The following is a 20,172-nucleotide window of genomic DNA, read 5'->3' as shown; positions in this document are numbered from 1 at the left end:
GCGATGCCGAAACTGTTTGCAATGCAAAATCTCAAAAGGGAACGAGCGATTCATGACGCGATATGACGTGGTCATCGTCGGCGGGGCGATCGTCGGCAGCTCCGTCGCCTATTATCTGCGCGAGGAAGGCTATATCGGCTCCATCGCGCTGATCGAGAGAGACCCGCAATTCGCCCATGCCGCGACGACACTGTCCTGTGCTTCGATCCGGCAGCAATTCTCGATTCCGGAAAACATCCGCCTGTCGCAGTTCACCCTTGGCCTGTTCCGTCGCCTGAAGAACGAATTCGGCGATGAGGCGGATATCGGCTTCCACGAAAATGGTTATCTCATCCTCGCCGGAGAACAGGGCCTGCCGATCCTGAAAGCCAATCACGACGCACAGATTGCGGAAGGCGCCGACATCCTGTTCGAAGACCCCGATTCCCTGCAGCGCCGCTTTTCGTGGATTTCGACTGAAGGCATCACCGCGGGCGCCTATGGCCGCAGCGGCGAAGGCTGGTTCGATGCCCATGCCCTGCTCGGCCTGTTCCGCAAGGCTCTGCGCACGAAAGCCGTCGATCTCATCACAGCCTCGGTAAGTGGCATTCAGCGCGATGGAAACCGCGTCATCGGTGTGACATTGGACGATGGAACGCGGCTTGAAGCTGGCACCATCGTCAATGCCGCCGGCCCGAATGGCGGCGGGGTGGCCGCCATGGCCGGACTGGTGCTCCCCGTCGAGCCGCGCAAGCGCAACGTCTTCGTCTTCGAGGCACGCGACCGCTTTGCCGACATGCCGCTGATGGTGGATCCGAGCGGCATCTATGTGCGCCCGGAGGGCTCTGTCTACATCACCGGCGGTGCAGAATCAGAGGATGGCGAAGGCCCCGCTGAGGCCGGGGATTTCGAACCCGACTGGTCGCTGTTCGAGGAAACGATCTGGCCGGTACTGGCCACGCGCGTGCCGGCCTTCGAAGCGATCAAGGCAACGCGTGCCTGGGCAGGGCACTACGACTACAACACGCTCGACCAGAACGCCGTGGTCGGCCCGCATCCGGAGGTTGAGAATTTCGTCTTCGCCAACGGCTTTTCCGGCCACGGCCTGCAGCAGGCGCCTGCCGTCGGCAAGGCGCTGGCCGAGCTTCTGGTCCATGGCGGATACAGAAGTGTGGATTGCTCGGCCTTCGGCTACGGACGGATCGCGCGCAACGAACCATTCCGCGAGCTCAACGTCATCTGACAATTGTAAGGCTCGGACACGGACATAAGCCCGTGCCCGACGTTGAAAAAATCAGCCGAGGAACTTGGCGACGATCGCGTCGCCCATTTCGACAGTGCCGACCTGGGTCTTGCCTTCCGACATGATGTCGGCGGTGCGCAGGCCCTCGTCCAGCACGGCGGCGATGGCCGCTTCCACGCGGTCGGCTTCCTCCACCATGTTGAAGGAATAGCGCAGGCACATTGCAAAGGACGCGATCATGGCGATCGGGTTGGCAATACCCTGGCCCGCGATGTCGGGCGCGGAACCGTGCACGGGCTCGTAGAGCGCCTTGCGCTTGCCGGTCTTGCCGTCGGGCGCGCCGAGCGATGCCGAAGGCAGCATGCCGATCGAACCGGTCAGCATGGCGGCGATGTCGGACAGCATGTCGCCGAACAGATTGTCGGTGACGATGACGTCGAACTGCTTGGGCCAGCGCACGAGCTGCATACCGCCCGCATCTGCCAGCATGTGGTCGAGCTTGACGTCGGAATATCTTGCCTTGTGGGTCGCGGTGACAACCTCGTTCCACAAAACGCCCGACTTCATGACGTTGCGCTTTTCCATCGACGTCACATGGTTCTTGCGGGTGCGGGCCAGTTCGAAGGCGACGCCCGAAATACGCTCGATCTCGAAGGTGTCATAGACCTGGGTGTCGATGCCGCGCTTCTGGCCGTTGCCGAGATCGATGATCTGCTTGGGCTCGCCGAAATAGACGCCGCCGGTCAGTTCGCGCACGATGAGGATGTCGAGACCCTCGACCACTTCCGGCTTGAGCGAAGAGGATTCGGCCAGCGCCGGATAGCAGATCGCCGGGCGCAGATTGGCAAACAGTTCCAGGTCCTTGCGCAGGCGCAGCAGGCCTGCTTCGGGGCGCACCTCGTAAGGCACGGCATCCCATTTCGGGCCGCCGACGGCACCGAACAGCACGGCATCCGCAGCCATTGCCTTTTCCATGTCGGCATCGGAAACAGCCTGGCCATGTGCATCATAGGCGCAGCCGCCGACAAGGCCTTCCTCTGTCTCAAAGCCGCTCTTGAGCGTCTCGTTCATCGCCGCAATGAGTTTCTTCACCTCGTTCATCGCCTCTGGGCCGATGCCGTCGCCGGGAAGAAGGAGGAGTTTTTTCGAAGCCATGGAGTTCCATCCCTGAAAGTGTCGTGAAGCCGCGGTCTTGCTAGCTGCCGAGCGGTTTCCGCGCAAGCGGAAAGCCGCTTTTTCAGTGCTCTAGGGACAGTGAAACGGCTCATGCGCGGTCTGTTCGCGTTAAGGTGTCTCTGCTATCCCTTGCGCCGGGCCGAGGGAGCCCGCGGAAAGTGAGATCGATGCAGCGCGGTCGTGACGATGCGAAGCCGGGTAAATCCAGCGATGACGCCTCATCGCACAGCAGGGTGCTCAAGGATTTCGGCCGCGCTGCCGGCGGCGCGCTGATCTTTTCCCTGCCGATCCTGATGACGATGGAGATGTGGGCGCTCGGTTTCACCATCGACCGGGCACGGCTTCTGCTGCTTGTGGTGCTCGCCCTGCCCTTGCTGGTGATCCTGTCACGCCACATCGGCTTCGAAGAGACGCAGAGCTGGCGCGACGACATCCTCGACGCCTTGGTCGCGTTGGGTGTCGGCCTTGTCGTCAGCATAGCCATTCTGCTGCTGTTCAAGGTGCTGGGCCCCGCCATGTCGCTCGACGAGGTCGTCGGCAAGATCGCCCTGCAGGCCATTCCCGCCTCGATCGGCGCCTTGCTGGCCAAAAGCCAGTTCGCCATGCAGGACGACGACGCCGCCCCCAAGGAAGACACCTATGGCGGGGAAATGTTCCTGATGGCCGTCGGAGCCCTGTTCCTCGGCTTCAACGTCGCCCCTACCGAGGAGATGGTGCTGATCTCCTACCAGATGACGGAGTGGCACACGCTTGCCATGGTGCTGCTGTCGCTTCTCGTCATGCATGGCTTCGTCTTCGCTGTAGGCTTTGCCGGCGGCACGGAAATCGGACCGGATACGCCGTGGTGGAGCGAGCTCCTGCGCCTGACCATCCCCGGTTATCTCATCGCGCTGCTGATCAGCGTCTACCTGCTCTGGACATTCGGCCGGATGGACGATGCTTCCCTCCAGCAGATGATCACCGCCGCCGTCGTTCTCGGCTTTCCCGCCTCCGTCGGCGCGGCGGCCGCCCGCCTGATCCTGTAACGGAGCGTCCTTGATGTCCCAACCTGTGAGCGAAGCACAAAGACCAATGCTGGAATGGATCGTCGGCGGCATTGCGGCCGGGATCGTCGCGGCGCTGATTGTCTATCTCGGATATAAGGCGCTCGAGGGGGAGCCTTCTCCGCCAGACCTGGCTGCCGCCGTGGAACGGATCGAACAGGTTTCCGGGGGATGGCTCGTCAGGACAACGCTGAACAATTCAGGCGGCGAGACCGCTGCCGCAGTGCTGCTCAAGGCCGAATTGCGTAACGGCACGGACATAGTGGAGGAACGCGAGATTACTTTCGACTACGTTCCGGCCAATTCGGCGCGGAAAGGCGCGTTCCTGTTTACGTCTCAACCGGCCACGGCGGAAGCGATAGCTTTCGTGGTTCAAGGCTACTCCGAGCCGTGAAGTTCCAAGTCTATCAAAAATATCTCACAAAAAAGTCATTGTGCGCCTTGAACGACGAATAGCTCACCCTATTTCCCTCTTGCGCCGGTCTTTCTCCTCCCATTGAGCCCGGCGCGTTCCCCTCTGGAGGTTTTAACCTTCACACCTCGGCCAGGCTTCTGCCTGGCCTTTTTTATTCGCGCTTCAGCTTTCTGCCTTCATACTGCCTGCAAGCTTCAGAAGCTTTTCACGGTCGCGCCCATGCTCTTCGATAAGCTTGCGCGCCTGCATTGGCGACAGGTCGGTATTTTCAGCTAGGAATTTTACGTCGGCATCCAGATCGCCTGGTTCGTCGTCGATTGTCTCGGTCATGGCATGTCTCCTTCTGGAGATAACAGAACGCAGGGCGGCTTGTTCCCAACTGCTTCTTGCGCGGATTTCTAAATGTCGCCGCTCAAACAAGAAAGCCTCTTTTCAATTAATATTACTATATGATAGTAAGCCCTATCCCCTGTGCTGAGGAGCTTGGCAGGGATCCAAGGGAGGAATGATCATGACGCTTATGAAACGAATTTTGTTGGGCACGGCAGCAGCCGTCGCCTTCGCCGGCACTGCGGCCGCCGCCGATCTGACGGTTGGCTTCTCGCAGATCGGCTCCGAATCCGGCTGGCGCGCGGCCGAAACCTCGGTCTCCAAGATCGAAGCGGAAAAGCGCGGTATTGACCTGAAAATCGCCGATGCGCAGCAGAAGCAGGAAAATCAGATCAAGGCGATCCGCGGCTTCGTCGCCCAGGGCGTCGACGCGATCTTTCTGGCACCGGTCGTCGCCACCGGCTGGGACACGGTTCTGGAAGAAGCAAAGGATGCGGAAATCCCGGTTATTCTGCTCGACCGCACCATCGAGACGTCCGACGACAGCCTCTATTTGACCGCCGTCACCTCCGACACCGTGCATGAAGGCAAGGTTGCCGGCGACTGGCTGGTCAAAACCGTAGCCGGCAAGCCGTGCAACGTCGTGGAACTGCAGGGCACCGTTGGCTCGAGCCCGGCTATCAACCGCAAGAAGGGTTTTGAGGACGGTATCGCCAGCGCCTCCAACATCAAGATCACCCGCAGCCAGACCGGCGACTTCACCCGCGCCAAGGGCAAGGAAGTCATGGAAGGCTTCCTCAAGGCCGAAGGCGGCGGCAAGGACATCTGCGCGCTTTACGCTCACAATGACGACATGGCCGTCGGCGCGATCCAGGCCATCAAGGAAGCCGGTCTGAAGCCGGGCACCGATATCCTCGTCGTCTCCATCGACGCCGTTCCGGACATCTTCAAGGCCATGGCGGACGGTGAAGCCAACGCCACCGTCGAGTTGACGCCGAACATGGCAGGCCCCGCCTTTGACGCGCTGAAGGCATTCAAGGACAGCGGCAAGGCGCCGGAGAAGTGGATCCAGACCGAATCCAAGCTCTACACCCAGGCTGACGATCCGATGAAGGTCTACGAAGAAAAGAAGGGCCTCGGCTACTGATTGTCACTATGGGCCGGGAATCAATCCCGGCCCTCTTTCTCCTTCGGGCGATAGTGTGAATTGACCCGTTTCCTTCTGCGCGCCTTGCGCTAACCTGCCGGCTAATGCCGGCCGTTTTGGGAGGGATGGATGGCTGAACCTCCGATCCTGTTGTCCGCCGAAGGCATATCCAAGTCCTTCCTCGGTTTCCGCGCACTTGAAGGCGTGGATCTCCACATCCGCGCCGGCGAGGTGCACGCGCTTCTGGGCGAGAACGGCGCCGGAAAATCGACTCTCATCAAGGTCCTGACTGGCGTTCATCAGCCCGATTCCGGAACCATCCGCCTCAATGGCGAGCAGATTTCCGTGCGCGATGCGCAGCAGGCGCAAAAGCTCGGCATCGGCACCGTCTACCAGGAGGTCAACCTGCTGCCGAACCTGTCGGTGGCGGAGAACCTCTATATCGGCCGCCAGCCCATGCGCTTCGGCCTGATCAATCGCCGCGAGATGGACAAAAATGCCCGCGCGCTGCTTGCGCAATACGATATCGACATCGACGTCTCCGCCGACCTGGCGAGTTATTCGGTCGCCGTGCAGCAACTCATCGCCATCGCGCGCGCCGTCGACATCTCCGGTAAGATTCTCATCCTCGACGAACCCACCGCCAGCCTCGACCGGCACGAAGTCGAAGTTCTGTTCACCGTCATCCGCCGGCTCAAGGCGCGCGGTCTCGGCATCGTCTTCATCACCCACTTTCTCGATCAGGTCTACGCCGTCAGCGACCGCGTCACCGTGCTGCGCAACGGCAAGCTGGCGGGAACGTCGCTCTGCGTCGATCTGCCCAAGCTCGATCTCGTTTCGCTGATGCTTGGCCGTACGCTGGCGGAAGCCACCCATGGCAGCCGCAGGCAGGAAACCGGGCCGGTTCACCGCGAGATTTCATTCAAGGGTTTCGGGCTCGGCCGCTCGGTCGCCCCCTTCGACCTGGAGATCGGCCGTGGCGAGGTCGTCGGCGTCGCCGGCCTGCTCGGTTCGGGACGCACGGAAACGGCAAAGCTCCTGTTCGGCATCGATATCGCCGATAGCGGCACGGCCAGCATAGACGGCAAGCCCGTCAAGATCGGCTCGCCGCGCGATGCCATCAAGCTGGGCTTCGGCCTTTGCCCTGAGGATCGCAAGACCGACGGCATTATCGGCGACCTGTCGGTGCGCGAGAACATCGCGCTCGCGCTGCAAGCAAGGCGGGGCTGGTTCAACCGGATGCGCCAGAGCGAACAGCGCGCTTTGGCCGACCGTTTCGTCAAGGCGCTCGACATCCGCACCTCGGACATCGAAAAGCCGGTGAAATTCCTGTCCGGCGGCAACCAGCAGAAAGTGATCCTCGCGCGCTGGCTCGCCACCGAGCCGCGTTTTCTCATCCTCGACGAACCCACGCGCGGCATCGATGTCGGTGCCCATGCCGAGATCATCCAGCTCATCAACCGGCTCTGCGACGACGGCATGGCGCTGCTCGTCATCTCGTCGGAGATCGAGGAGATCGTTGCCTATTCCACACGCGTCCGCGTGCTGCGCGACCGCGAGCACCAGGGCGAATTGACCGGCGCCTCAATCGATACGGGAACCATCATGCGCACCATTGCCGCCGACAGCGCGAGGATTGAGGCATGAGCCGGATGTTTACGGCCGGATTGACCCGGGCGGCCCCGCAGCTCATCTGCCTGGCCGTCATTCTCCTGCTCAACTGGCTGGCTTTTCCCGGCTTCTTCGACATGCGCATCCAGGACGGCCGCATCTTCGGCAGCGTCGTCGACGTGCTTAACCGGGGCGCCCCGGTGGTGATTTTGGCCGTCGGCATGACCGCCGTCATCGCTTCGAAGGGCGTCGACCTGTCTGTCGGCGCGGTCATGGCCATGGCGGGCGCGGTGGCGGCCACCATGACGGTCGCCGGCTATCCGCTGCCTGTCGTGCTTCTGGCAGCGCTCGGCACCGGCGTGCTGTGCGGCCTGTGGAACGGCCTGCTGGTCGGCTTCTTCGACCTGCAGCCTATCGTCGCCACGCTGATCCTGATGGTGGCAGGGCGCGGCATTGCCCAGCTCATCACCGAAGGCACCATCGTCACCTTTATCGACCGTGGCCTGATCTTCTTCGGCACAGGCTCCTTCTTCTGGATCCCGATGCCAGTCATCCTGGCCCTGCTGGTCACCGTCGTGGCCGTGCTGCTGGTGCGGCGAACCGCACTCGGCCTGCTGATCGAATCGCTCGGCGTCAACCGCAGCGCCAGCACCTATGCCGGCGTCAACAGCCGCCTTCTGCTGCTTTTGATCTATGCTTTCTGCGGCCTCTGCGCAGCCCTGGCCGGCATCATCGTGGCCGCCGATATTCGCGGCGCGGATGCCAACAATGCCGGCCTCTGGCTTGAACTCGACGCCATCCTGGCGGTGGTCATCGGCGGCACGTCGCTGCTCGGCGGCCGCTTCTCCATCGTCATGTCGGTGCTGGGCGCGATCATCATCCAGGCGATGAACACCGGCATCCTGATCTCCGGCTTTCCGCCCGAATACAACCTAATCCTCAAGGCTGGCGTCATCATCATGATCCTCCTCGCCCAGTCGCTGTCGCGCACAGGCTTCTGGCATGTGCTGCGCCCCGCCCCCAGACGTACCGCCGAAGCGAAGGTCAAGCGCGCATGAACACCCGCCTCTTGCCCTTCTACGCGACGCTGTTCATCGGCGTCCTCGCTTATGTCATCTGCGTCATCCAGTTCCCCGGTATGTTCTCGACCCGCGTTGCCGGCAATCTGCTTACTGACAACGCCTTCCTCGGCATCGCAGCGGTCGGCATGACCTTCGTCATCCTGTCGGGCGGCATCGACCTGTCGGTCGGTTCGGTCATCGCCTTCACCGGCGTGTTGCTCGCCGTACTGATCAACTGGAACGGCGTGCATCCGCTTCTCGCCTTCGCCATCGCTTTGACGCTCACCACTTTGTTCGGCGCGGCAATGGGACTGATCATCCACTATCTCGACGTGCCGGCCTTCATCGTCACGCTTGCCGGCATGTTCCTGGCGCGCGGGCTGTGTTTCGTGATGACTACGGATTCGGTGCCCATCAACCACGAATTCTACACCCTGCTGCAAAGCCTCTACTGGCGTATGCCGGGTGGCGGGCGGTTGACCTTCGTCGGCGGGCTGATGGTCGCGACCTTTGCCGTCGGCATCCTGATCGCCCATTTCACCAAGTTCGGCTCCTACATCTACGCAATCGGCGGCAACCGCGCGTCGGCCGAACTGATGGGTGTGCCAGTGGCACGCACGACGGTCGGCATCTATGCGCTGTCGGGCTTCCTGTCGGGCCTCGCCGGCATCGTCTTCTCGCTCTACACCTCGGCCGGATATTCGCTGGCAGCGGTGGGCGTAGAACTCGACACCATCGCGGCGGTGGTGATCGGCGGCACGCTGCTGACCGGCGGCGTCGGTCTTGTCGCCGGCACCTTCATCGGCGTCATCATCCAGGGCATCATCCAGACCTACATCGTCTTCGACGGCACGCTGTCGAGCTGGTGGACGAAAATTGTCGTCGGCATTTTGCTTTTTGCCTTTATCGCGCTACAGCGCATTCTCGTCTGGCTCTCAACTCGGAAGGCTTCGGCCCTTGGCGCGCACTGAACCGTTAACGCTTCAGCCAGGTCGGCGCGATCTCATCGCCACCGCCCAGCCAAGAACCCATCACGGCCATGTCATGCACGATCTCGGCCTCGGCATCGTCAGCGGACGGTACCCCGAAGGCGCGATCCTGCCCGGCGACGCTGAACTGCTCGAACACTATGGCGTCTCGCGCACGGTGCTGCGCGAAGCCCTTAAGACGCTTGCCGCCAAAGGCCTGATCCAGCCCAAGGCCAAGATCGGCACGCGCGTTCGCGAGCGCGGCTACTGGAACCTGTTCGATCCCGAAATCCTGCATTGGCATTTCCAGGCTGGCGTCGACGAAGACTTCCTGCTCAGCCTCGGCGAAATGCGGCTTGCGCTGGAGCCGGAGGCAGCCGCCCTTGCCGCAATCCGGCGCACCCATGCCCATGTCGCGGAACTCTACCGCTGGATCGAGCAGATGGGCGTGACCGGTGTTTCAGGCCAGAACTTCGTGCAGAGCGACCTGCGCTTTCACATCGCGGTAGCCGAGGCGTCGAACAACCCCTTCATGCGTTCGGTCAGCACGCTGATCGAAGTCGCACTTGCCGCAACCTTCACCATCAGCTCGCCGATACCCGATTCCGTCAAGCACCTCGAAAGCGTCGCCCGCCACCGTGCGATCGCCGACGCCATTGAAGCCCGCGACCCCGATGCCGCCCGCAACGCCATGCGGCTCGTCATCATCGAGGGCATGGATCGGGTCAAGGCGGTTGAACAGCCAGCCTGATACCGGCTTATGATCTTCTGTCGCGCTTTGTGAATACGTCGAGCAGAAGAAAACCCGTCACGATCAGAAGACCGCCGGCGGTCAGCCACGACCATGTATAGAGCGTGGGAGAACCCTTCGATGATAAACGTCAGCACCGGCAGCGCGGCCATGGTCACCATGACCGTATAGGGGTCGCATCTGCCGATACCGATCTGAAGCAGGTAAAGCGGTGCCAGAACACCGATGAGTGAAACCGCCACAAGGGCTGCGACCAGCGTTCCGCTCCAGTCGATAGCGGCAAGGTTGACATCCCACGACAGCACCAAGGATATCGGCAGGATCAGATAAAAGCGGTGCGCGAGCACAGCGCCGAACTTCCAGCCTTGGTTCAGCAGCGTCTTCGAAGCCATCGTTATGAGAACTGCGCCAACTCCCGCGGCCACACTTGCCGCAAGGCCGATCCATGCATCGTTGCCATCGACCGCGAACCCGCTTCCCCGTTGTGCCGCAACGGCCAAAACGGCACATTCGATCAGAATGCCTATGCAAACCAGAATGCGCATGGAGCCAGGGCGCTCACCAGACAGTATCAGGCCGATCAGTACAGCCAGAACCGGTCCTATCCCGATCTCGACGGCGCCGACGATTGCAGGCTCGATCAGCTTCAAAGCATAGAAGAAGCACAGGAACGTCAGAGCGGTGCTCGCGTTCAGCAGCAGAAGCGCGCGCCACGACTGCTTTCCCGCTCCTTGCCTCGATAGAGCAAGGAAGAATGCGGCCGTCTCTGCGAAGCTGATGAACACGAACAAGGGCGATGGAAAGGCTGCCAGCCATGTTCCGAATGCCACCTTACCAATCGCCTGCAGCAAGACGGCCAAAACGATCATTACACGGCCAAAATTAGCCGCCGATGCAGAACCCATGATACCCGCGCCCGGTTTGAGAGGATGCTCTATAGACCGACAGCGGTGTCCGGCGGAAGGCGCGACGTCCCTCCCGATGATTTTAAGAGCGGCGGTTCAGAAGGATCTCTCAGTGCGAATCCCGCTCCACCGTCGAGCCGCGACAACCAACCAGAAAATCGAAATCGGCGCCGGAGTCGGCCTGCATGACGCGATCGACATAGAGCCCGGCATAGCCGCTTTGCGGTTTCGCCAGGGGTGATGTCCAAGTGGCCAGCCGCGCGTCGATCTCGGCCTGCGGCAGGTCGAGGCGCAAGCTGCGCGCCTGCACGTCGACCTCGATCATGTCGCCATTCCGGACGATGGCGAGCGGTCCGCCATCAGCGGCCTCGGGCGCTGTGTGCAGGATGACGGTGCCATAAGCCGTGCCAGACATGCGCGCATCGGAAATGCGGATCATGTCCTTGACGCCCTTCTTGAGCACCTTCGCGGGCAAGCCCATATTGCCGACCTCGGCCATGCCGGGATAACCCTTCGGACCGCAATATTTCAGCACCATGATGCAGGTCTCGTCGATATCGAGTTCATCGGTGTTGATGCGGGCGTGGTAGTCCTCGATGCTTTCGAACACAACGGCGCGGCCGCGATGCTTCATCAGATGCTCGGAGGCCGCTGACGGCTTCAGCACCGCGCCCTTCGGCGCGAGATTGCCGGTCAGCACGGCGATTCCGCCCGACTGGGTCAGTGCCTTTTCACGCGGCACGATCACTGCGTCATTGTAGTTCTCGACCGACTTGACGCCGTCCCACACGCTCTCGCCGGTGACGGTCAGCGCCTCCTTGTGCAGCAGGCCCATGTCGCCCACGGCGCGCATCACCACCGGCAGGCCGCCGGCATAATAGAACTCCTCCATCAGATACTGGCCCGATGGCTGCAGGTTGACGATGGTTGGCACGTCGCGGCCGAGCCGATCCCAATCGTCGAGCGTCAGGTCGATGCCGATGCGGCCGGCCAGCGCCAGAAGATGCAGCACGGCATTGGTCGAGCCGCCGACCGCGCCATTGACGCGGATCGCGTTCTCGAAGGCTTCGCGGGTCAGGATGTCGGAGGGCTTCAGATCGTCCTTGACCATGTCTACGATGCGCCGGCCCGACATCTGCGCCAGCACGCGGCGGCGCGCATCGACGGCGGGAATGGCGGCATTGCCGGGCAACGTCATGCCAAGCGCCTCGGCCATGGAGGCCATTGTGGAGGCCGTTCCCATGGTCATGCAGGAGCCCGCAGACCTGGCCATGCCCTGCTCGGCGTCCATGAACTCATCCAGCGTCATCTCCCCCGACTTGACCATTTCGGAGAACTGCCAGATCGCGGTACCCGAACCGACATCCTTGCCGCGCCATTTGCCATTGAGCATCGGCCCGCCCGAGACGACGATAGCGGGAATGTCGACGCTCGCCGCCCCCATCATCAAAGAGGGCGTGGTCTTGTCGCATCCCGCCAGCAGCACCACGCCGTCGATCGGATTGCCGCGAATGGCCTCTTCGGCATCCATGGCGGCGAGGTTGCGGAACATCATCGCCGTGGGGCGCAGCGTGCTTTCACCGCACGAGAAAACCGGGAATTCGACCGGGAAACCGCCCGCCTCGTAGACGCCGCGCTTCACCCGTTCGGCAATGTCGCGCAGATGCGCGTTGCAGGGCGTCAACTCCGACCAGGTATTGCAGATGCCGATGATCGGCCGCCCGTCGAACGTGTCGGCAGGAAGGCCTTGGTTCTTCATCCAGGAGCGATGCATGATCGCGTTCTTGCCGGTTCCGCCGAACCATTCCTGCGACCGCAACGCACGCGGCCAGGCTTTTTTCTCGAAAGGCATTTCGCTCCCCATGGCAGCCGGCATATCTGCCGATCTCATTAAATCATACTATATGTTTATATGGGGACTGAGCGATTTTCAATTGGCATTGTCTCATCGGCGAAGCAAAAAGTTGGGTGACTGTGGCAGCCTTCTTCGGAGGGGTCGACAGGGTTTTCCCCGGCAATGTGCCGACAAAACTTCGCATCTCGGTTGCCCAACTCGCCTCAGGCGCAGAGTTCGGCTAGGTTTGCGCAATGATTCCACAGTCGCGATCCGTCGCCGCATTGTTGACCGCACATGTTCGGGGACCCGAAAAGGTGCAATGCGACGCTCGCCCGGACGATGCGATGTCCCGCATCGATAGGTCATAGGACCGGTCGTGGCACGCGCTCGATCCCAGCAGGAAGCCCGGGGAGGCCCATTCGACCGCGAACTGGATCATCTCCCCCAACAGGCGCGGTGGCGGGAATGGATGGGCCGCGTCGAGGCCGTTTTGTTCGCCTCATCCCAACCCGTTTCCCGCGACGTCCTGGCAAAAGTCGTGGGCCGATCCTGCAGCATCGATTTGATCATCGACGACATCCGCAGCGAGCTGCGCGATCGCCCCTATGACATCGTCCCGGTCGCTGGCGGCTGGCAGCACCGCACCAGGCCGGCCTTTGGCAGCGCGGTCCGCGAAGCAGTCGGCGCACGCGAGCGCACCATGGATCTGTCGCAATTCGAGACGCTGGTGCTGATGACCATCGCTTATTTCCAGCCGCTGACGCGTACGGAGCTATCGACATTCTTCGGCCGCGAGATCAGCCGGGATCTGATCGGCACGCTGCGCGCCAGCGGCTTCATAGCCTCAGGCCCGCGAAGTCCCACCGCTGGCGCTCCCTACACCTATGTCACGACCCAAGAGTTCCTCAACGAATACGGTTTCGACACGCTGCGGGATATGCCTGATTTCGAGAGGCTTGAAGACGCCGGCCTGCTCAGCCGCGACCGCATGATGGCTGAGCTTGATAAGGCCATGGCACTGGTCTCAATAGACGAAGCTGACGGCGAGGATTGAGCGCTCAGGACTTGGTTTCGTCGGTGTCGTCAGACGCGGCGGCATTCTGAACGGCAGGCTGAACCAGCCGCATGATAAGGAGCACACTGACGGACAGGATAGTTGCCAGAACGGCGATTTCCCACATGCCAAGTCCAGCCGCGAGCCCAACTGCCGACGCAAGCCACATGCCGGCACCGGTGGTGATACCCTTCACCTCGCCCTTGGCGAATATGATGAAGCCGGCGGCCAGAAACGCTACACCGCTGGTGATCGCCTCAATCAGACGCAGCGGGTCCATCTGGATGTTTTGGTCATTGAAATAGGGAACGTTCACCAGTTCAAGCGACAACAAGGTGAATGTGGCCGAGGCGATGCACACCATGGTGTGAGTCTTGAGACCGGCTGGCCGTGACTGCCATTCACGCTCGAAGCCTATGATGGCGCCAAGCAGACCGGCAAGGAGAAGCCTGACGATCATCGTCGGCAAGGAGATTACATATTGGTGCGAAAAAGCTTCGGTGAGTTCAGACATGGCGGGTGAACGAGGCTTGTTCACATCGGTTCCATGCCAGGCAATCTATTTTGCCGGCTTAGACGTGACTGCTCGCATCAACTCCACGCCAAGACAGCAACCGGGCGTTTCATACTCTAACTCCTGCCCCGGATAGTAAAACTCTGTTCCAACCAAGCTTTTTTCGGTTGTTTATCCTCGACTTCGAATCTAATGAGCTTGGTGCGCCAGTTCATGAAGTATCCCTTGGCGCTTCATCATAAGGGCGGCGTTGTTGCCACCTGCCAGGATCGCGTTCCCAGATGCTTACCCGTAAAGGCAAATACGGCCTCAAGGCGCTTATTCACCTCTCGCAGCTACCGGTAGGGCAACTCGCCTTCGTCAACGATATCGCCGTGATGAACAACATCCCGAAGAAATTCCTGGATGCCATCCTGGGCGAACTCCGCAATGCCGGCTTCGTGCAAAGCCGCAAGGGCAAGGATGGCGGCTACCGTCTCGCGCGCCCCGCCAACGAGATCAAGGTCGGCCATGTCGTGCGCGTCCTCGACGGCCCCCTCGCGCCGTTCCCCTGCGCCAGCCGCACTCGCTACCAGCGCTGCGAGGATTGCGACGAAGCGACCTGCCAGGTGCGCCACATGATGCTTGAGGTGAGGCAGGCAATCGCCGAGGTTCTCGACAACCGCAATCTGGCCGAGATGCGCGATTCAGCGAATGACGACATGCCCGTCGAGGCGATCAAACATCCGGCCTGAAGTTGCAGTAGCCTGAGAACCGGCCGCTTTTGCCGCATAATAGGCGCGCTTTTGCTTATAAAGCCCAACGTCGGCACGCTTGACCAACGCTTCCATCGTTTCCCCCTCGGTGCTGGTTGCCCAGCCAAGAGACACACTCAAGGTCACGGCCGAATAATATTGGTTGTTGATGTGCAGCAGCTTTTCCACGGTTGCCACCATCGCGATGGCGGCGGCCTCGTCGGCCCCCGGCATGAGCAGAGCGAACTCGTCGCCGCCGATGCGCGCGGCATGATTGGGCACGGCGACCGCCTCGGTGAGCACTTCGCCGAAACGCTGCAGCAGTTTGTCTCCAGCGTCATGGCCTAGATGATCGTTTATCTCCTTCAGCCCGTTCAGGTCCATGATCAGGACGGAGACAGGCCGCAACGACTTTCGCTGCAAGCGGTTCAACTCGTCCATATAGAAAGCGCGATTATGCAGTTTCGTCAGCACGTCGTGCTTGCCGAGATACTCCAGATAGGCTTCCGCCTTCTTGCGCGCGGTGATGTCGGTCAGCGCCACCTGCACCAGCGACCAATCGCTCTCATGCCCCGGCAGGACGGAGAATTGCAGGAGTACGAACCGCTCTGTACCATCGAGCGCATAATTCACCACTTCGCGGTGATGGAAGAGATTGCCGTCCCAAAGCTCGATCAACTGCTCGCGGAAATGCTGTTCCATGCTGTCGCGGAAAACATCCCCCAGCCTCTGCAGCAAGGTATGCTTGTCGGGCGCGCAGAACAGATTCAGCGTCGCCTTGTTGACGTCGATGACACGAATTTCGCTCATGCACTGCGTGACGAATTCAGGATGAACGTCGGTGAAAACGCGGAAATCGACAATGCCCCTGCCCCGAATATCGTCAAGCAAAGCCTTGACGCGAGAAAAGTCCTCGACCCAGAGCGACACCGGCGAATGCTCGAAGATGCCTTCCGCGTAAAGGCGGCTTTCTTCTTCGTTGCGCCGAGCCATTTCCTTCTCGGTCACGTCTTCGGTGGTCAGCAGCAGTTTGCCCAGCGTCTCTTCATAGCCAGGCAGCACCGAGCCCCTAAGCTGGATATCCAGCCTGCGTCCGGAAAGCGTATAGTTGACCGCGTTTGACGAAAACTCGGTCTTGCCTTCCCAAAGCTGCGACAGTTCGTTGATATGGCTTTCCAGCATGTCGTCGCGGAACACCAGGTCGAGATTCTCTACAAGATGGTCGAAGTCGTGCGCTTCGAAGAGATCGAGTGTTCGGCGATTGACCTTGAGCACCTTGATCTGGCGCGAGCAGGCTTCGACACGGGATTTGTCCTGGTTGAGATAGCTGCGGATGTCCGTCACGCCTTCGGACTTCCAGCGGTCGAAGATGATCCGGACCCCGCTGAAATCCTCGATCCACATCGCTATCGGAGCAAGGTCGAAGGTTTTTGCTTCGTCAGGGTCGATCATCCGCCATCCCAATGCATCCTCTCGTGGGGTGAAAACCATCGAGATAAGATCCTGCATCGACGTGAAGGGCCTTCAAGTCAGAGAGCAGGATTGGAAGAATAGGGCAAACTGGTAAAGCGACACTTGACGGTGATCAACTGCCAAGTGGAGCGCGGCAAGATTTTGGCGCGCCGTCCGTTGCTTGCATGCTCTGAACCGCTTTTAAAGCCGCAGCCGAACTGCGGAAAGCAGCGTCGTGCTCGTTTTTGCCGGCCTTTCGGGGCGCCAAGAACGTTGAAGCGGTGCGATCCATTGGCTGAATCTTTCAAACGACGCCTCTCCGGAAAGGCCGGAAACCATGAATTCCGATACTCCCGCGTCGATATAAGGCAGAAGCGAAAGCGCCGAACGACCCGCCGCTGCCTGAGAACCCTGCTCAGCCACAAGCTTTCGGTCCGAGACGTGGATGCGCAGCGCAAAGCCTATCTTGCCGGCCCGGCCATGACGCGCCCCGGCCTCGCGAACCCGCTCGATCAGAAGCTTGGAGTCGGTGATCGAGCCGACCGAGAGTTCGAACATGTCGGCATGGCGACCCGCGACATGCAGCGCCGTCCCCGACAAGCCGCTCATCCAGATAGGCATATCGAGAGGCTGCGCGATGCGCTTGTCCAGCGCACCGCCTTGGACGCTGTAAAACCGCCCCTCATGGTCGATCGGCGAGGCATTCGACCAGAGCTGCCTGAGAAGGGTCAGATATTCGTCGGTCCGCTGCCATGCGGCGGCATGCCGAAGTGGAGCCGCCTCATCGGCCTCGCCCTCCTCGCCTCCATCGCCAAGGATGCGGAGCGACAGGTTGCCACCCAGCTTGGCAGCGAGTTCAGCCAGGGTGTTTGCCGCGACGACAGGCGACAGCGCGCCCGCCCAGTGCGTCAGCACGACGCCTAACGGATGGGCTAACCGGCAGACTGTGCCTGCGAGGTCGATATTGCCCAGGACCCCGACCCTGTCATCGATAAGGACCTGATGAAACCCGGCTGCTGCCGCACGGGATAGCGTGATCCGCGCCGCGGCGGGATCGAAAAAGAAAGCTCCCGACGCCGACGATGCGGTCTCTGCCTCTTGGCCTTGCGGTACGAAAGTGAACTCGACGGGCATCGCATTCTCTCCTTCGCTGGTTCGCACTGAACGGGACATGCTGTTGATAAGAGCTGGGGAGCCGGGCTGGGGGCGACTTCGCTGGAGGTCGACGCCGATCCCGACATGGCTGTACGGTTCTCCTCCCGCCTTGCCGCAATCGAGCGGCTTACTGCGATCAGTCTATAAAAGCAGTAGACTTTGTCGATTGCTTATTCAGCGGCTTTTCCAGAACGATTTTCTGTGGAGGCCGGGATGCGCAAACTTCTATCCTTTCGCATCTCTCGATCTGCTTTGCCTGAACCGCCCAAGAAACCTCCGCAATTTTCGATTTACGTACCTCAGAATTTACGGTAATCCTGCCGGCAAGAGGAGTTTCATTTGCGTCCAACCGTCCATGATGTCGCCGAGGCGGCAGGCGTCAGCCTTGCCACGGTCGATCGCGTGCTGAACCGCCGCGCCGGCGTGCGGAGCACGACTGTTGCCAAGGTGGAGGCTGCCATTTCTCGCCTTGGCTATGTCCGCGACATCTCGGCGGCAAACCTGGCCAAGCAGCGCATCTACCGCCTCGTCTTCATCATCCCCGACGGCTCCAACAGCTTCATGCGACGATTGGAGAACGAGTTGGAGCAGGTGAAACTGCGCTCCGCGCTCAACCGCACCGACATTACCGTGCTCAAAGTTCCTGCCTTCGACGGCGCCGCTTTGGCGCGCGCCTTGGAAAGCATCGACAGCAAAACGATCTCCGGCGTGGCCGTGGTGGCAACCGAATCCCCTATGGTTCGCGAGGCACTGGCGCGCCTGCATCGCGAGAATGTTCATGTCGTTACGCTGGTCTCCGATGCCCCCGCGTTCAAGCGCGGCGATTACGTGGGCGTCAACAATGTCGCAGCCGGCCGCACCGCGGCAACGCTGATGGGCCGTTTCGTCGGCCGCCGGCCAGGAAAGCTCGCGCTGGTCGCCGGGTCGATGCTTGTGCGCGACCATGTCGAACGCCGCATGGGATTCGAGCAGGTCATCACGGCGGAGTTTCCCAATCTTACCTGCCTGCCCGTCGTGGAAGGCCGCGACGATGCCGCTACCGCGCGGGAAGCCGTTGCCGCCTGTTTGTCCCGCGAGCCCGAGATCGTTGGCCTCTACAATATGGGTGCCGGCAATCGCGGCCTGATCGACGCGCTTTCCGCCGATCGCGCCTATGCCGAATTGACGGTGATCGCACATGAACTGTCAGATCACTCCCGCCGTGCCCTGCGGGACGGCCTGTTCGACGCAGTGATCAACCAGGACGCCGGACATGAGGTGCGCAGCGCCGTCCGCATCCTTCAAGCCCGCATAGATGGCACTGCGGTGATCGATGGGCAGGAGAGCATCCGCATTGAAATCTACCTGAGGGACAATCTGCCGTGACGACATCCCTCAAACCCATACGAACAATTGACGTACGTAGCTCAAAATTATACGCAGCGCCGTCCGTTTCCATCCCCTCCCTGGCATTTCAAGCATTGGACGTTTCAAAATGAGCACAGGTTTCTTCGGCGATATCAAACCGGTCACCTATGAGGGGCCGAATTCGGTCAACCCCCTTGCCTACCGCCACTACAAGGCCGATGAGGTCGTTCTGGGCAAGACGATGGAAGAGCATCTGCGCTTTGCCGTCGCTTACTGGCACACCTTCGCCTGGCCGGGCGGCGATCCGTTCGGCGGCCAGACCTTCGACCGCCCCTGGTTCGGCGACAGCATGGATGACGCCCGCGTCAAGGCCGATGTGGCCTTCGATCTGTTTTCGCTGCTCGGCGTCCCGTATTTCTGCTTCCACGATGCGGATGTCCGTCCTGAGGGCAAGACCTTCGCCGAGAGCGCGCAGCGCCTGGACGTCATCGCCGAATATTTCGAAGGCAAGATGAAGGAGACCGGCGTCAAGCTGCTCTGGGGTACGGCCAATCTTTTCTCCAACCGCCGCTACATGGCGGGTGCGGCGACCAATCCCGATCCGGACGTCTTCGCCTATGCCGCTGCCACAGTGAAGCACTGCATCGACGTCACCAAACAGCTTGGCGGCGAGAACTATGTTCTGTGGGGCGGTCGCGAAGGCTACGAGACGCTGCTCAACACCGACATGAAGCGCGAACGCCAGCAGGCTGGCCGCTTCCTGTCGATGACCGTCGACTACGCCAAGAAGATCGGCTTCAAGGGCACCATCCTCATCGAGCCGAAGCCGCAGGAGCCGACCAAGCACCAGTACGATTACGACGTCGCCACCGTTTATGGTTTCCTCAAGGATTTCGGGCTCGAAAACGAGGTCAAGGTCAATATCGAGCAGGGTCACGCCATCCTCGCCGGCCACTCGTTCGAGCATGAGCTGGCGCTCGCCAGCGCGCTGGGCATCTTTGGTTCCATCGACATGAACCGCAACGACTACCAGTCGGGCTGGGACACCGACCAGTTTCCCAACAACGTACCGGAAATGACGCTCGCCTATTACGAAGTGCTGCGCGCTGGCGGCTTCACCACCGGCGGCACCAATTTCGACGCCAAGCTGCGCCGCCAGTCGCTCGACCCCGAGGATCTGCTGATCGGCCATATCGGCGGCATGGACGCCTGCGCACGTGGCCTGAAGGCTGCGGCACGCATGATCGAGGACAAGGCCCTGTCCGGCCCGCTGGAGGCCCGCTATGCCGGCTGGCAATCGGCGGAAGCCAAGGCGATCCTGGACGGCAAGCGGACGCTGGAAGAGGTTGCCGCGCGCGTGACGGCCGAAAACATCGAGCCGCAGCCGAAGTCCGGCAAGCAGGAATATCTCGAGAACGTCGTCAACCGCTACGTCTAAGAACAGGAGCCG

18 protein-coding genes and 1 pseudogene are annotated in these 20,172 nt (G+C 61.1%); 12 read left to right on the top strand and 7 right to left on the bottom strand.

The window, feature by feature from the left end; translation table 11 throughout:
• Positions 1-52 precede the first annotated feature (52 nt).
• Positions 53-1,222, top strand: coding sequence for an NAD(P)/FAD-dependent oxidoreductase (locus ICI42_RS05370; protein WP_188163455.1), 1,170 nt, complete (start codon positions 53-55; stop codon positions 1,220-1,222).
• 51 nt (positions 1,223-1,273) lie between these two features.
• Here the strand turns inward: ICI42_RS05370 and leuB are convergent, their stop codons facing one another.
• Positions 1,274-2,377, bottom strand: coding sequence for a 3-isopropylmalate dehydrogenase (gene leuB / locus ICI42_RS05365; RefSeq protein WP_188163454.1), 1,104 nt, complete (start codon positions 2,375-2,377; stop codon positions 1,274-1,276).
• 188 nt (positions 2,378-2,565) lie between these two features.
• Between leuB and ICI42_RS05360 the strand changes: the two genes are divergently transcribed.
• Both ICI42_RS05360 and ICI42_RS05355 read left to right on the top strand, forming a co-directional pair.
• Complete coding sequence (locus ICI42_RS05360; RefSeq protein ID WP_188163453.1) at positions 2,566-3,423, top strand: TIGR02587 family membrane protein; 858 nt, start codon at positions 2,566-2,568, stop codon at positions 3,421-3,423.
• A gap of 13 nt (positions 3,424-3,436) precedes the next feature.
• Positions 3,437-3,835 (top strand): TIGR02588 family protein, encoded by a 399-nt coding sequence (locus ICI42_RS05355; protein WP_188163452.1) that lies wholly within the window; start codon positions 3,437-3,439, stop codon positions 3,833-3,835.
• Between the two features lie 183 nt (positions 3,836-4,018).
• Here the strand turns inward: ICI42_RS05355 and ICI42_RS05350 are convergent, their stop codons facing one another.
• On the bottom strand, positions 4,019-4,186 hold the full coding sequence (locus ICI42_RS05350) for a hypothetical protein (protein ID WP_188163451.1): 168 nt from the start codon (positions 4,184-4,186) through the stop codon (positions 4,019-4,021).
• Positions 4,187-4,376: 190 nt separating this feature from the next.
• Between ICI42_RS05350 and ytfQ the strand changes: the two genes are divergently transcribed.
• The 5 genes from ytfQ (at position 4,377) to ICI42_RS05325 (ending at position 9,724) form a co-directional block, all read left to right on the top strand.
• Complete coding sequence (gene ytfQ / locus ICI42_RS05345) at positions 4,377-5,333, top strand: galactofuranose ABC transporter, galactofuranose-binding protein YtfQ (RefSeq protein WP_188163732.1); 957 nt, start codon at positions 4,377-4,379, stop codon at positions 5,331-5,333.
• Positions 5,334-5,462: 129 nt separating this feature from the next.
• Positions 5,463-6,980 (top strand): sugar ABC transporter ATP-binding protein, encoded by a 1,518-nt coding sequence (locus tag ICI42_RS05340; protein ID WP_188163450.1) that lies wholly within the window; start codon positions 5,463-5,465, stop codon positions 6,978-6,980.
• Entirely contained in the window at positions 6,977-8,002 is a 1,026-nt protein-coding gene (locus tag ICI42_RS05335; RefSeq protein WP_188163449.1) for an ABC transporter permease, read from the top strand. Before ICI42_RS05340 ends, ICI42_RS05335 begins: the two co-directional genes overlap by 4 nt.
• Positions 7,999-8,976, top strand: coding sequence for a galactofuranose ABC transporter, permease protein YjfF (gene yjfF / locus ICI42_RS05330; protein ID WP_188163448.1), 978 nt, complete (start codon positions 7,999-8,001; stop codon positions 8,974-8,976). The genes ICI42_RS05335 and yjfF overlap by 4 nt, the downstream gene beginning before the upstream one ends.
• A gap of 73 nt (positions 8,977-9,049) precedes the next feature.
• Positions 9,050-9,724: a FadR/GntR family transcriptional regulator gene (locus tag ICI42_RS05325; RefSeq protein WP_188163731.1), complete on the top strand. Its 675-nt coding sequence runs from the start codon at positions 9,050-9,052 to the stop codon at positions 9,722-9,724.
• A gap of 560 nt (positions 9,725-10,284) precedes the next feature.
• Here ICI42_RS05325 and ICI42_RS23555 read toward each other — a convergent pair.
• Together ICI42_RS23555 and araD are read right to left on the bottom strand one after the other, a co-directional pair.
• A pseudogene (locus tag ICI42_RS23555) lies at positions 10,285-10,593 on the bottom strand (hypothetical protein); the annotation flags it as partial.
• Positions 10,594-10,738: 145 nt separating this feature from the next.
• Entirely contained in the window at positions 10,739-12,481 is a 1,743-nt protein-coding gene (gene araD / locus ICI42_RS05315; RefSeq protein ID WP_188163447.1) for an L-arabinonate dehydratase, read from the bottom strand.
• A gap of 361 nt (positions 12,482-12,842) precedes the next feature.
• Between araD and scpB the strand changes: the two genes are divergently transcribed.
• Positions 12,843-13,520 carry an SMC-Scp complex subunit ScpB gene (scpB, locus tag ICI42_RS05310; protein ID WP_330999108.1) on the top strand — a complete coding sequence of 226 codons (678 nt, stop codon included), beginning with the start codon at positions 12,843-12,845 and terminating at the stop codon, positions 13,518-13,520.
• A 4-nt stretch (positions 13,521-13,524) separates the two neighbouring features.
• Here the strand turns inward: scpB and ICI42_RS05305 are convergent, their stop codons facing one another.
• Positions 13,525-14,058, bottom strand: a complete 534-nt coding sequence (locus ICI42_RS05305) for an MgtC/SapB family protein (RefSeq protein ID WP_330999107.1) — start codon at positions 14,056-14,058, stop codon at positions 13,525-13,527.
• 257 nt (positions 14,059-14,315) lie between these two features.
• On the opposite strand from ICI42_RS05305, the gene ICI42_RS05300 reads away from it, so the two are divergent.
• The gene (locus tag ICI42_RS05300; protein WP_188163446.1) at positions 14,316-14,768 is read left to right on the top strand and encodes an RrF2 family transcriptional regulator; all 453 of its coding nucleotides are present in this window, start codon (positions 14,316-14,318) and stop codon (positions 14,766-14,768) included.
• Here the strand turns inward: ICI42_RS05300 and ICI42_RS05295 are convergent.
• Positions 14,721-16,220 (bottom strand): sensor domain-containing diguanylate cyclase, encoded by a 1,500-nt coding sequence (locus tag ICI42_RS05295; RefSeq protein WP_188163445.1) that lies wholly within the window; start codon positions 16,218-16,220, stop codon positions 14,721-14,723. The genes ICI42_RS05300 and ICI42_RS05295 overlap by 48 nt on opposite strands.
• Before the next feature lie 201 nt (positions 16,221-16,421).
• Entirely contained in the window at positions 16,422-17,354 is a 933-nt protein-coding gene (locus ICI42_RS05290) for an LLM class flavin-dependent oxidoreductase (protein WP_188163444.1), read from the bottom strand.
• A 360-nt stretch (positions 17,355-17,714) separates the two neighbouring features.
• On the opposite strand from ICI42_RS05290, the gene ICI42_RS05285 reads away from it, so the two are divergent.
• Both ICI42_RS05285 and xylA read left to right on the top strand, forming a co-directional pair.
• Positions 17,715-18,740 carry a LacI family DNA-binding transcriptional regulator gene (locus tag ICI42_RS05285; RefSeq protein ID WP_188163443.1) on the top strand — a complete coding sequence of 342 codons (1,026 nt, stop codon included), beginning with the start codon at positions 17,715-17,717 and terminating at the stop codon, positions 18,738-18,740.
• 109 nt (positions 18,741-18,849) lie between these two features.
• On the top strand, positions 18,850-20,160 hold the full coding sequence (gene xylA / locus ICI42_RS05280) for a xylose isomerase (protein ID WP_188163442.1): 1,311 nt from the start codon (positions 18,850-18,852) through the stop codon (positions 20,158-20,160).
• Positions 20,161-20,172: the final 12 nt, after the last annotated feature.

It is taken from the genome of Oryzicola mucosus (genome assembly GCF_014534685.1).
Taxonomy (GTDB): domain Bacteria; phylum Pseudomonadota; class Alphaproteobacteria; order Rhizobiales; family Rhizobiaceae; genus Oryzicola; species Oryzicola mucosus.
The sequence above is the reverse complement of the archived record's forward strand: the minus strand, read 5'-3'. Positions and strand labels throughout refer to the sequence as shown.

Excerpts from the sequence above, each read along its gene's own strand:
- ICI42_RS05370 (WP_188163455.1), top strand. The coding sequence starts at position 53 with ATGACGCGATATGACGTGGTCATCGTCGGCGGGGCGATCGTCGGCAGC.
- leuB (WP_188163454.1), bottom strand. The coding sequence starts at position 2,377 with ATGGCTTCGAAAAAACTCCTCCTTCTTCCCGGCGACGGCATCGGCCCA.
- ICI42_RS05360 (WP_188163453.1), top strand. The coding sequence starts at position 2,566 with ATGCAGCGCGGTCGTGACGATGCGAAGCCGGGTAAATCCAGCGATGAC.
- ICI42_RS05355 (WP_188163452.1), top strand. The coding sequence starts at position 3,437 with ATGTCCCAACCTGTGAGCGAAGCACAAAGACCAATGCTGGAATGGATC.
- ICI42_RS05350 (WP_188163451.1), bottom strand. The coding sequence starts at position 4,186 with ATGACCGAGACAATCGACGACGAACCAGGCGATCTGGATGCCGACGTA.
- ytfQ (WP_188163732.1), top strand. The coding sequence starts at position 4,377 with ATGAAACGAATTTTGTTGGGCACGGCAGCAGCCGTCGCCTTCGCCGGC.
- ICI42_RS05340 (WP_188163450.1), top strand. The coding sequence starts at position 5,463 with ATGGCTGAACCTCCGATCCTGTTGTCCGCCGAAGGCATATCCAAGTCC.
- ICI42_RS05335 (WP_188163449.1), top strand. The coding sequence starts at position 6,977 with ATGAGCCGGATGTTTACGGCCGGATTGACCCGGGCGGCCCCGCAGCTC.
- yjfF (WP_188163448.1), top strand. The coding sequence starts at position 7,999 with ATGAACACCCGCCTCTTGCCCTTCTACGCGACGCTGTTCATCGGCGTC.
- ICI42_RS05325 (WP_188163731.1), top strand. The coding sequence starts at position 9,050 with ATGCACGATCTCGGCCTCGGCATCGTCAGCGGACGGTACCCCGAAGGC.
- araD (WP_188163447.1), bottom strand. The coding sequence starts at position 12,481 with ATGCCTTTCGAGAAAAAAGCCTGGCCGCGTGCGTTGCGGTCGCAGGAA.
- ICI42_RS05300 (WP_188163446.1), top strand. The coding sequence starts at position 14,316 with ATGCTTACCCGTAAAGGCAAATACGGCCTCAAGGCGCTTATTCACCTC.
- ICI42_RS05295 (WP_188163445.1), bottom strand. The coding sequence starts at position 16,220 with ATGATCGACCCTGACGAAGCAAAAACCTTCGACCTTGCTCCGATAGCG.
- ICI42_RS05290 (WP_188163444.1), bottom strand. The coding sequence starts at position 17,354 with ATGCCCGTCGAGTTCACTTTCGTACCGCAAGGCCAAGAGGCAGAGACC.
- xylA (WP_188163442.1), top strand. The coding sequence starts at position 18,850 with ATGAGCACAGGTTTCTTCGGCGATATCAAACCGGTCACCTATGAGGGG.